Below are 12,055 nucleotides of genomic sequence, written 5' to 3'. Positions count from 1 at the left end.
CAGTCAGCCCGACGCGGGTTCGGGCTACAATAGGCGGTCAGTGTAACTCAGCATACAAAGAGTGAAAAAAGAATGATTGATGAAACCGGCCAGGCATTAAGCGATTTTACCGAACGTTACTGCAGTCTCTGGCAGCAGCAGCGCGGGCACGCCCCTGCCAGCGCGGAGTTGACCGGGGTTCCCTCACCCTGTGTGCTGCAGACGCAGCAGGAGAGCGTCTGGTGGCAGCCGCAGCCTTTTACCCTGGCACAGAATCTGCTGGCGGTAGAACGGGCGCTGGATCTGCAATTGCAGCCGGCGCTTACGGCGTTCTGGACCACCCAGTTTGCCGGCGACATGGCGGCCAGCTGCGACGGCCTGGCGCTCTCGCTGCTGCAGGCGTGGAGCGAAGAGGACTTTATTCGGGTGCAGGAGAATCTAATCGGTCATCTGCTGATGAAACGGCGTTTAAAGCAGTCGCCCACGCTGTTTATTGCCACCACCGAGTCGGAGCTGGAGGTGATCTCGGTGTGTAATCTCAGCGGTGAAGTGATTCTCGAACAGCTGGGGAAGAAAAACCGCGAAGTGATTGCGCCTTCTCTTAAGAATTTTCTTATTTCGTTACAGCCACTTATCGTTAGCTGATTCGTTAATAGCTGCATGATGCGTGCGAGATCTCTTACAAAAGCTGTGCGAGATCGCCAAAGATTTTGACATTCTGTTAACGCCTAAGAATGTAAAATTATGTCAGATCATGATCTTAGCACCTTTTGCACTAAATTAACGCCCGTAGCAGGGACATATAATCTGCGCAGGTACCTTGTTTAGCTGTGATAATTGGGCAAAATTGTCCTTATTGAAGGGACGCTCAGGATTCAGAATGACATCAGGATGATGTCCTCAATGGATTGAGCAGGACCCGTCAGGATGATAGCGACAGGGATAGGCTTCAATGATGAAGCAACAGGGAACACCTCAGGATGAGGTAAGGGACACCTCCAGGATGAAGAATGTGAACCGCTAAGGAGAGTGGTGCTCAGGGATGTACAGGGATATTCACCGGGAAGGTGTCAGCAACGGATGGCGGAAGGACGAGTTTTCACGGAAGAGCAGGGAGCATCAAGGTAGCGGGATTGCTGCAAACGAACCGGGAGCACTGTTAACACAGTGCTCCCTTTTTTTATGCCTCGATCCTGGCCCGCCGGCCCACGTCGCGCGCTTTCCATCGCCGCAGTTGCGGCCGCCCGCGTGAAAACGGTATGCTTGCCCCCCTTTTTTATCACGCATCAGCTAAGAGGTTGACCATGAACCGTCATCAGCAGGTTCAGGCACGGTTACAGGCGACAGAACAGTGCCTGAAAGAGAGTGGCCTGTGGCAGAACCAGCCCCCGGACAGTGAGGCCTTTGCCTGCACCGAACCCTTCTGTGTGAGCACGATGCTGCCGCTGGAGTGGCTACAGTGGGTATTTTTACCGCGCATGCAGGCGTTGCTGGATGCCGGCGCGCCGTTGCCGGCCACGCTGGCCATTGCCCCTTACTATGAGGTGGCGCTCGACGCCGCGATGCCGCACCGCACGCGCCTGTTGCATTGCCTGACCGCCTTTGACAACCTGTTTGAGTCAGGCAACTGATGCTGGAAATACTGTACCAGGATGAGTGGCTGGTGGCGGTCAACAAACCTTCCGGCTGGCTGGTCCACCGCAGCTGGCTCGATCGCCATGAAACGCAGTTTGTGATGCAGACGGTGCGTGACCAGATTGGCCAGCACGTGTTTACCGTGCATCGTCTCGATCGCCCGACCTCCGGCGTGCTGCTGATGGCGCTGTCGTCGGAGGTGGCGCGCCTGCTGTCACAGCAGTTTGAACAGCATCAGCTGCAGAAAACCTACCATGCGGTCGTGCGCGGCTGGCTGGAGGGCGATGAGACGCTGGACTATCCGCTTACCGAAGAGCTGGATAAAATCGCCGATAAGTTCAGCCAGGAAAAATCGCCGCAGTCGGCGGTGACCCACTGGCGCGGGCTGGCCACGGCCGAGCTGCCGGTGGCCGTCGGCCGGTTCGCCAGCTCGCGCTATTCGCTGGTGGAGATGCTGCCGCAGACCGGGCGTAAACATCAGCTGCGCCGGCATATGAGCCATCTGCGCCATCCGATCATCGGCGACAGCAAGCACGGCGACCTGAAGCAGAACCGCAGCGCTGCCACGCACTTTGGCCTTAATCGCCTGATGCTGCACGCCAGCGAACTGCGCCTTCACCATCCGGTCACCGGCGAGCCGCTGGTGCTGCGTGCCGGGCTGGACGCGGTGTGGCAGGTGATGATGGAACAGTTTGGCTGGCAGGCCACGCTACCTGACGTGCCGAGGGTTGAGTTGCCGCCGCAAAGTCTGCAGGATAGTGAACAACTCTGAGCCGGCGGGCGCCGCTGGCCGGTAATAACCGCGACCTGAGTAAGGAAGAACAAGATGGCTGAAGTCGGTATTTTTGTAGGCACCGTATACGGTAACGCGCTGCTGGTGGCGGAAGAGGCCGAGCCGTTGCTGGTGGCGGCCGGCCACCAGGTGAAAATTTACGATGATGCTTCGCTGGCGGACTGGCAGCGTTATGCCGATAAGGTGGCGCTGGTGATTACCTCCACCACCGGGCAGGGCGACCTGCCGGACAGCATTGCGCCGCTGTTCCACGCGATGAAAGACCAGCTGGGCTACCAGCCGACGCTGCGTTACGGCGTAATTGCGCTGGGCGACAGCAGCTACAGCAACTTCTGCGGCGCTGGCAAACAGTTTGACGCGCTGCTGCAGGAGCACAGCGCGGTGCGCGTGGGCGAGGTGCTGCTGGTGGACGCGGGTGAGAACCCGGAGCCGGAAGAGGTCACCTCGCCGTGGGTGGAACAGTGGGCGCAGCTGCTGAAATAAAACTGCTGCCGGGCGATGCCCGGCAAAAGTTGGGCTGACCTGCCCGCTGCCGACAGAGAGACCGGTGTTCCCGGTGCTGCACGCCAGCCGGCGATCGCCGGCAGCTCTGTCGGGAGGTGGCACTGTTACCGTTCCTGCCATGCCTTACAGCTTCAGACGTTTCTTCGCCAGCCCCGCCACGTTTTCTATCTCGTCCAGCAGTTCAAACAGCTCCGGCTCCACCGCCGCAATATCCTGCTGCTGGCGCAGGCCCTGCTCCAGCTGCTGGCAAAGCTGCTTCATACGCGGCACGCCGCTGTAGCTGGCGCTGCCGTGCAGCTTGTGAATGATATCGCGCAGGCTGGCGGCGTTGTTCTCCGCCATCGACTCCTCCACCAGTCTCTGCACCTCGGGCAGGAAATCCACCAGCATCCGCAGCAGATCTTCCGCCAGGTCGGGCTTATTGGCGGCCTGGCGCAGCGCCAGCGACCAGTCCAGCGAGGCCGGCACGTCGATTACCGGTAGCCGTTCGCCACCCTGCGGCAGGGCATAGCGTGCCAGCAGCACGCTCAGCTTCTGCTCGTCGATCGGTTTTGCCAGATAGTCATTCATCCCCGCGTGGATCAGCTGTTCGCGTTCCCCCTCCAGCGCGTGGGCGGTGACGGCGACGATCGGCGTGGTTGCATGCTGTGGCAGGGCGCGGATCGCCTCGCTGGCGCGCAGGCCGTCGATGTCCGGCATCTGGATATCCATCAGAATAATGTCCAGCTTCTGCAGCCGCGCCTGCTGGATCGCCGCTTCACCGCTGTCGCACAGCACGATCTCCTCGGCCTGCTCCTCCAGCAGGGCACCAATCAGCTTAAGGTTGGCCGGATTATCATCCACCGCCATCACCCGCAGCGGCAGACGCGTATGCAGCGGCTGCGGTCGGCTCTCCCGCGAATGGTAGTCGACCAGCGCGGGCAGCAGCCGGGTCATCGACAGCGGCTTAACCAGGCAGGCGGTCACCCCGCGCGCTTTCAGTTCTTCAGACCACATCTGCATCTGGAAAGGCAGCGCCAGAATCAGGTTGTCGGCGCGCTGCAGCAGCGGTTTCAGCTGCTCGCCGCCGAGCCCGGCCTCCGGCACCGCGCTGACCGGCATCCCCAGCAGCAGCACGTCAAAGTGGGCGTCCGGCAGCTCCTCCAGCGTCGGGCTGTAGCTGACGTGCATCGGCGTGGCGTTGAGCATCTCCAGCGTGGCGCGCGCCGCCGCCACGTTGGCCTCAACGTAGGCCAGCCGGTGCCCGGCAATGCAGTCCATCACCCGCGGGTCGCTGGCGGCATTAGGGTTCAGCGCCAGGTTGATATGGAACCAGAAGGTCGAACCGTGGTTCAGCCGGCTGTGGAAGGAGATCTCACCGCCCATCTCGCCCACCAGCCTCTGCGTGATCACCAGCCCCAGCCCGGTGCCGCCGTGGCGGCGTGAGATGCTGGCGTCCGCCTGGCGAAAGGCCTGGAACAGCTGGGACTGCTGTTTCTCGGAAATTCCGATGCCGCTGTCGTGGATCTGCACCTCCAGCTCCATGCGATTATTGCTCAGCGCGCGTTTCTCCACCCGGATATCGACGTTGCCGCGCTCGGTGAATTTAATCGCGTTACCCAGCAGGTTGACCACGATCTGCTGCAGGCGCAGCGGATCGCCGATGGCGTTATCCGGCACGTCACTCTGAATATTCAGCGTCAGCTCCAGCCCTTTCTCATGCGCCGACTGTGCCAGCAGCACCACCACTTCATCCAGCGTGGCGCGCAGCGGGAACGGAATGGTCTCCAGCACCAGCTTGCCGGCCTCAAGCTTGGAGAAGTCCAGCACGTCGTTAATGATGCTCAGCAGGTTGTTGGCCGAGCGTTCGATGGTGTTGAGATAGTCACGCTGGGTGGTGTTCAGCGCGGTTTTCAGCGTCTGGCGGGTAAAGCCGATCACGCCGTTGAGCGGGGTGCGCAGCTCGTGGGACATATTGGCGAGGAACTCGGACTTGATGCGCGCCGCTTCCTGGGCGCGTTTTTTCGCCAGGTCCAGCTCAACGTTCTGGATCTCCATCTGCTCCAGCGTTTCCCGCAGGTCGGAGGTTGCCTGGTCGATGTTCTGCTGCATCTCTTCGTGGTAAGCGGTCAGCGACATTGCCATCGAGTTAATGCCGTTTTTCAGTACGTCGAGTTCGCCGAGCATATAGCCTTCGACCCGGCTGTCGAGCTGGCCGCGACGGATGCGGTCGACGGTGCTGACCATGTTGCGGATCGGCCCGGTGACGTCACGCATCAGCCGGTAGGCGAACAGCATGGCGATGCACAGGCACAGCAGCAGCAGCAGGGTGGAGATGAATACCTCTTTGTACTGCTGCAGCCGCACCGACTGCAGGTCGAGTTCAATCACCACGTAGCCCAGCGGATTGCCGGTTGGCTTCGCCTCCTGCCCCGGGGACTCATCGGGGAAGTAGCTTTCCGAAAGGATCGGCGTGCGCAGGATCACCGAATTGCCGTGCCGCTCTTTTAAGTATTTTCCACTGAGCGGCGCATGGTCCGGCAGGCGCAGCAGATCGGGCGACTGATGGTAGTTCGAGGTGACGAACAGCTGATTTTTATCGTCGAATACCGAGATTGCCCGCACAATTTCTGAATGACGACGGTGCAGCAGGCTGACCAGCTGACGCACGGACTCGCGGCTGTGAAAGGTCATGCCATACTCGCTGGAGACCGCCAGCGGTTCAATGATGTTGGTACCGGCATCGGTAAGCTGACGCTGCAGTTCGTTATAACGGTTGACCACGAAAAAGGTCGACAGCAGCAGCCCGATCATCAACGTGGGGGCGAGTATCAGAATCATCATGCGCGCCCGCAGGCTGTATTTGGTCATGCTGTATTCCCTGTGCGAGGCCTGGGCGATCCTTCGCCGAGCGGGTGCGTCCTGGCCGAATCCCGGGTCGCCGGGGGGCGACGGTGGATGATTGCCACCGCCGTGAGCCAGCGGTGAAACGAATGACGCAATTCTACTCTCTCTGCGCCGGAACTGGCAGCCCAAAAGCCGCGCATCATAAAGAGGTTTTGCTCCGCTGAGCGGGACTGAGCTGGGCGATATCTGCGAATGCCCTGTTCTGGTGCCTCGTTATGGGGCAAGCCCTGCGCCTTGCACCGTTTTAGCGTGCAGCGTGCGTGCGCACTGACGGCGTTAATATGTTCAGCGGCGAAGGCGGCGTCAGGCGCAGGCATTCAGCGAAGTTTAGCGTAAAACTGGAACGGTTTTCGCATAAGCATCAGCTGCCACGAACCTGGCGATGGCTGACGCAATGCGAAACGCGCTGCTGGCAGGGGGGCGTTGCTGCGTTATCATCCCTGATGCGAGTCGCCTGACGAGTCGGCAGAAATGGCCTACACTGCCCTGGATAAGGCCGACAGTGACAGAATTGCGTGCTGTTTTACCGCTTCACAATGGGAAGTTTTACTCTCACAACCGGAAAAGTGGCTTAAAATGTCGCAGGTGTGGAGGGCGTTGCAGCATTCGGGGGGAAGGCTGCGTATAATGTTTCGCTGAACAGAATGAAGACGGGCATGGGACGGTCAGAGAGTACTGACGTCCGGCTACCAAATGGGAACGGGTCAGGGTGCGCGGCGGGGTGTGATATCGCGCGTGCCGGGGCTCATGGTGCTGTTTAGCCGAAAAGGGTCCCCCGAACCGGGGGGCGTGCAGGAGAGGATATGGTTGCGGTAAGAAGTGCACATCTGAATACGGCCGGTGAGTTTGCGCCCGACCAGTGGATCACCAGTCTGGGGATCGCTAACCAACAGTCATGTGAACGTCTGGCCGAAACCTGGCGCTATTGTGAAACGGCGACCCAGGACCATCCGGACGCCACGCTGCTGCTGTGGCGCGGCGTGGAGATGGTGGAGATCCTCTCCATGCTCAGCATGGATCTTGAAACCCTGCAGGCCTCGCTGCTGTTCCCGCTGGCCGACGCCGGGGTAGTCAGCGAAGCGGTGCTGGAAGAGCATTTCGGCAAGGCTATCGTGCTGCTGGTGCACGGCGTGCGCGATATGGACGCCATCCGCCAGCTGAAAGCCACCCATAACGACTCGATGGCCTCCGAGCAGGTGGATAACGTGCGCCGCATGCTGCTGGCGATGGTGGAAGATTTCCGCTGCGTGGTGATCAAGCTGGCGGAGCGTATCGCCCACCTGCGTGAGGTGAAGGACGCGCCGGAAGACGAGCGCGTGCTGGCGGCGAAAGAGTGCACCAATATCTACGCCCCGCTGGCCAACCGCCTCGGTATCGGCCAGCTGAAGTGGGAGCTGGAAGACTTCTGCTTCCGCTACCTGCACCCCGACGAATACAAACGCATTGCCAAACTGCTGCACGAGCGGCGCATCGATCGCGAAGGCTATATTGATACCTTCGTGGAGTCGCTGCGCGCTGAGATCAAGAAAGAGGGTGTCAAGGCCGAGGTGTATGGCCGACCGAAACATATTTACAGCATCTGGCGCAAGATGCAGAAAAAGGCGCTCGCCTTTGATGAGCTGTTCGACGTGCGCGCGGTGCGTATCGTCGCTGAACGCCTGCAGGACTGCTATGGCGCGCTGGGTATCGTGCATACGCTGTATCGCCACCTGCCGAACGAGTTTGATGACTATGTCGCTAACCCAAAGCCCAATGGCTATCAGTCGATCCACACCGTGGTGCTCGGGCCGAAGGGCAAAACCGTTGAAATTCAGATCCGCACCCGGCAGATGCATGAAGATGCCGAGCTGGGGGTGGCCGCCCACTGGAAGTATAAAGAGGGCTCAACCTCCGGCAGCGCCCGTGGGGCGTCCGGCCATGAAGGGCGCATTGCCTGGCTGCGTAAGCTGATTACCTGGCAGGAAGAGATGGCGGATTCGGGCGAAATGCTCGATGAAGTTCGCAGCCAGGTGTTTGATGACCGGGTCTACGTGTTTACCCCGAAAGGCGACGTTGTCGACCTGCCGGCCGGCTCGACGCCGCTCGACTTCGCCTACCATATCCACAGTGATATCGGCCACCGCTGCATCGGCGCCAAGATCGGTGGACGCATCGTGCCGTTCACCTATCAGCTGCAGATGGGCGATCAGATCGACATTATCACCCAGAAACAGCCGAATCCGAGCCGCGACTGGCTGAACCCGAACCTTGGTTACATTACCACCAGCCGCGGACGCTCGAAGATCCACGCCTGGTTCCGCAAGCAGGATCGCGATAAGAACATCATCGCCGGGCGGCAGATCCTTGACAGCGAGCTGGATCATCTCGATATCAGCCTGAAGGACGCCGAGCGGCTGCTGCTGCCGCGCTATAACTTCCATACCCTCGATGAACTGCTGGCGGCGATCGGTGGCGGCGATATTCGCCTCAACCAGATGAGCAACTACCTGCAGTCGAAGCTCAACAAGCCGAGCGCCGAAGAGGAAGATCGCGAAGCGCTGCGCCAGCTGACGCAGAAAACCGCCAGCAGCGTGCCGCGCAGCAAAGAGAGCGGCAGGGTGGTGGTGGAAGGGGTCGGCAACCTGATGCACCACATCGCCCGCTGCTGCCAGCCGATCCCCGGCGACGATATCACCGGTTTTATTACCCAGGGGCGCGGCATTTCGATCCACCGTGCCGACTGTGACCAGCTGGCCGATCTGATGTCGCACGCGCCGGAGCGCATTGTTGACGCGGTGTGGGGGGAAACCTATTCCAGCGGTTATTCGCTGGTGGTGCGTGTTACGGCCAACGATCGCAGCGGCCTGTTACGCGATATCACCACCATCCTTGCCAATGAGAAGGTCAACGTGCTGGGCGTCTCCAGCCACAGCGACACCAAAAAGCAGCTGGCGACCATCGATATGGATATCGAGATCTATAACCAGCAGGTGCTGAGCCGGGTGCTGGCAAGACTCAACCAGGTGCCAGACATAATAGATGCCAAACGTCTGCATTAACGGCGGCAGACGTAAAGTCGCTACAGGCTCTGATGCCCGGTTAACCTGCTCGCCAGCGGCCTCCCTTTCTGACGTTTGTGTCGCTGTTTTAAGGGCGTAGCTTCTCGTTCCTGTGCTGGGTTCGGCCGCAGGCGGCAGAACGCCGGGACGCCGTAAACACCTCCCTGTGGGCTCGGACGGCGCATCCTTGCGCCGTACGCCCGGCTAACCTGTCCGCCAGCGCCCTCCCTTTCTGCCTGTTGTATCGCTGTTTTTAACGTTTAAACTACCTGCTGCATAGCAAAAGCCGGATGTGCTGTCAGGCAGCGACTTCCGTCGTTACGGGCAATCGGGTATATCCGGGTTAGCGGACCGTCGGCGGCCAGGGATGGCCGCCGCCGAGCGCACATGGATGTGTTTATAGCGTGTCCGCGTTCCGGATATACCCGATACGCCGGGCACCGGAACCGGCAGCGATGGGTTCGTATAGCGGGCTCATTGGTTCAGACGGGTACTGAAACCGGCAGCGAATTACTCTTTCTCACACTTAAATGGATGAAACTATGACTTCTCTCGATCGCCTGCTGGGCATCATGAAAACCCTGCGCGACCCTGAGCACGGCTGCCCGTGGGATCGCGAGCAGACCTTTGCCACCATCGCACCCTATACGCTGGAAGAGACCTATGAGGTGATCGACGCGATCAACCGCGCCGACTTCGACGACCTGCGCGGCGAGCTGGGCGATCTGCTGTTCCAGGTGGTGTTCTATGCGCAGATGGCGCAGGAGCAGGGGCGTTTCGACTTCAACGACATCTGCACCGCCATCAGCGACAAGCTGGAGCGCCGCCACCCGCATATCTTTGCCGATGCCACCGCCGCCAGCAGCGCCGAGGTGCTGGTTAACTGGGAGCAGATTAAAAGCGAGGAGCGGGCGGATAAGGCGCAGCACTCGGCGCTGGACGATATTCCCGCCGCGCTGCCGGCGCTGATGCGCGCGCACAAAATCCAGAAGCGCTGCAGCAACGTCGGCTTCGACTGGACCACCCTCGGGCCGGTGCTGGACAAAGTGTATGAAGAGATCGACGAGGTGATGCACGAAGCGAAGCAGGCGGTGATCGATGAGCAGAAGCTGGAAGAGGAGATTGGCGATCTGCTGTTTGCCACGGTCAATCTGTCGCGCCATCTGGGCAAAAAAGCCGAAACCGCGCTGCAAAAGGCCAACACCAAATTTGAACGCCGCTTCCGCCAGGTTGAGCAGATTATCACCGCTCAGGGGATGAGTATGCCGCAGGCGACGCTGGAGCAGATGGAGGCCGCGTGGCAGCAGCTAAAGTCAGAGGAATAATTGGCTGACACGATTCAACAAAAATGTGACGCGCGTCAACCTTCTGCGTGGCGAAATCAGGTAATGTCAGGGCGGTAAATGCGGTGGCGGTAACACAACCGGAAACGATCAATTGTCGTTCCGGGGTGTTTCGGGTATACTATTTTCCCGTCCTGGTATTTCATTCCATCGTCTTTAAACCTACATTCTCAGGTTCAGCATGACAACGAACTATATTTTTGTGACCGGCGGGGTCGTTTCCTCTCTGGGTAAAGGCATTGCTGCCGCTTCCCTGGCTGCAATCCTTGAAGCGCGCGGTCTTAACGTGACCATCATGAAGCTGGATCCGTATATCAACGTCGATCCGGGCACCATGAGCCCGACTCAGCACGGTGAAGTGTACGTCACCGACGACGGCGCAGAAACCGATCTGGATCTCGGTCACTACGAGCGTTTCATTCGCACCAAGATGAGCCGCCGCAACAACTTCACCACCGGCCGTATCTACTCAGAAGTGCTGCGCAAAGAGCGTCGCGGTGACTATCTGGGCGCGACCATTCAGGTGATCCCACACATTACCAATGCCATCAAAGAGCGCATCATCGAAGGCGGCGAAGGCCACGATGTGGTGCTGGTTGAAATTGGTGGAACCGTCGGTGATATCGAGTCTCTGCCGTTCCTTGAAGCCATCCGTCAGATGGCGGTGGATGTGGGCCGCGAGCACACCATGTATATGCACCTGACCCTGGTGCCCTATATGGCCGCCGCCGGTGAAGTGAAAACCAAACCTACCCAGCACTCGGTGAAAGAGCTGCTGTCGATCGGCATTCAGCCAGACGTGCTGATCTGCCGCTCTGACCGCGCCGTACCGGCCAACGAACGCGCCAAGATTGCGCTGTTCTGTAACGTGCCGGAAAAAGCGGTGATCTCGCTGAAAGACGTCGACTCGATCTACAAGATCCCGGGCATGCTGAAATCGCAGGGCCTCGACGACTTTATCTGCAAACGTTTCAACCTGAACGCACCGGAAGCCAACCTGGCCGAGTGGGAGCAGGTGATTTACGAAGAAGCTAATCCGGGCGCGGAAGTGACCATCGGTATGGTCGGCAAGTACGTTGAGCTGCCGGATGCCTATAAGTCGGTGATTGAAGCCCTTAAGCACGGCGGCCTGAAAAACCGCGTCACGGTCAACATTAAGCTGATCGACTCGCAGGATGTGGAAACCCGCGGTGTGGAAGTGCTGAAGGGTCTGGATGCTATCCTGATCCCGGGCGGCTTCGGCTACCGTGGCGTGGAAGGCAAGATCATGACCGCGCAGTATGCGCGCGAGAATAATATCCCGTACCTCGGCATCTGCCTGGGTATGCAGGTGGCGCTGATGGAGTTCGCCCGCAACGTGGCGAACATGCCTGGTGCCAACTCCACCGAATTCCAGCCGGACTGTAAGTACCCGGTGGTGGCGCTGATCACCGAATGGCGTGATGAAGAAGGCAACGTTGAGCAGCGCACCGAGCAGAGCGACCTGGGCGGCACCATGCGTCTGGGCAGCCAGCAGTGCCAGCTGACCGATGACAGCCTGGTGCGCAAGCTGTACGGCAGCGACACCATCGTTGAGCGTCACCGTCACCGCTATGAAGTGAACAATATGCTGTTGCAGCAGATTGAAGCGGCCGGCCTGCGCGTCGCGGGTCGTTCCGGCGACGACCAACTGGTGGAGATCATCGAGATCCCTGACCACCCGTGGTATGTTGCGTGTCAGTTCCACCCGGAGTTCACCTCCACGCCGCGTGACGGACATCCGCTGTTCAGCGGCTTCGTGAAGGCAGCAAACGAGTTCCAGAAGCGTTTGGCAAAATAAGTGTTTTCATAACGCCCTGAACTTCGGTCTCAGGGCGTTGTTGTCTAAGTTTAAGTTA

8 protein-coding genes are annotated in these 12,055 nt (G+C 59.6%); 7 read left to right on the top strand and 1 reads right to left on the bottom strand.

The genetic code is table 11. From position 1 onward, the window contains the following. Window positions 1-72 precede the first annotated feature (72 nt). The 4 genes from syd to NV64_RS03190 all read left to right on the top strand — a co-directional run bounded on the left by syd (window position 73) and on the right by NV64_RS03190 (window position 2,890). Entirely contained in the window at window positions 73-624 is a 552-nt protein-coding gene (gene syd / locus NV64_RS03205) for a SecY-interacting protein (protein WP_101505308.1), read from the top strand. 659 nt (window positions 625-1,283) lie between these two features. Continuing rightward, on the top strand, window positions 1,284-1,610 hold the full coding sequence (locus tag NV64_RS03200) for a YqcC family protein (RefSeq protein ID WP_056232074.1): 327 nt from the start codon (window positions 1,284-1,286) through the stop codon (window positions 1,608-1,610). Beyond that, entirely contained in the window at window positions 1,610-2,386 is a 777-nt protein-coding gene (gene truC, locus NV64_RS03195; RefSeq protein ID WP_056232077.1) for a tRNA pseudouridine(65) synthase TruC, read from the top strand. The genes NV64_RS03200 and truC overlap by 1 nt, the downstream gene beginning before the upstream one ends. 54 nt (window positions 2,387-2,440) lie before the next feature. Then, window positions 2,441-2,890, top strand: coding sequence for a flavodoxin (locus NV64_RS03190; protein ID WP_056232079.1), 450 nt, complete (start codon window positions 2,441-2,443; stop codon window positions 2,888-2,890). A gap of 144 nt (window positions 2,891-3,034) precedes the next feature. Here the strand turns inward: NV64_RS03190 and barA are convergent, their stop codons facing one another. Beyond that, a complete protein-coding gene (gene barA, locus NV64_RS03185; RefSeq protein ID WP_056232082.1) occupies window positions 3,035-5,761 on the bottom strand; it encodes a two-component sensor histidine kinase BarA in 2,727 nt (908 codons plus the stop codon). Window positions 5,762-6,600: 839 nt separating this feature from the next. Here barA and relA point away from each other — a divergent pair. From relA to pyrG, 3 genes are all read left to right on the top strand, one after another. Further along, window positions 6,601-8,835, top strand: a complete 2,235-nt coding sequence (gene relA, locus NV64_RS03180) for a GTP diphosphokinase (protein WP_056232085.1) — start codon at window positions 6,601-6,603, stop codon at window positions 8,833-8,835. Window positions 8,836-9,377: 542 nt separating this feature from the next. Then, the gene (mazG, locus tag NV64_RS03175) at window positions 9,378-10,160 is read left to right on the top strand and encodes a nucleoside triphosphate pyrophosphohydrolase (RefSeq protein ID WP_199177615.1); all 783 of its coding nucleotides are present in this window, start codon (window positions 9,378-9,380) and stop codon (window positions 10,158-10,160) included. A 199-nt stretch (window positions 10,161-10,359) separates the two neighbouring features. Then, the gene (gene pyrG / locus NV64_RS03170) at window positions 10,360-11,997 is read left to right on the top strand and encodes a glutamine hydrolyzing CTP synthase (RefSeq protein ID WP_101505306.1); all 1,638 of its coding nucleotides are present in this window, start codon (window positions 10,360-10,362) and stop codon (window positions 11,995-11,997) included. Window positions 11,998-12,055: the final 58 nt, after the last annotated feature.

This window comes from Erwinia sp. B116 (assembly GCF_002865965.1).
Classification (GTDB): domain Bacteria; phylum Pseudomonadota; class Gammaproteobacteria; order Enterobacterales; family Enterobacteriaceae; genus Erwinia.
The sequence above is the reverse complement of the archived record's forward strand: the minus strand, read 5'-3'. Positions and strand labels throughout refer to the sequence as shown.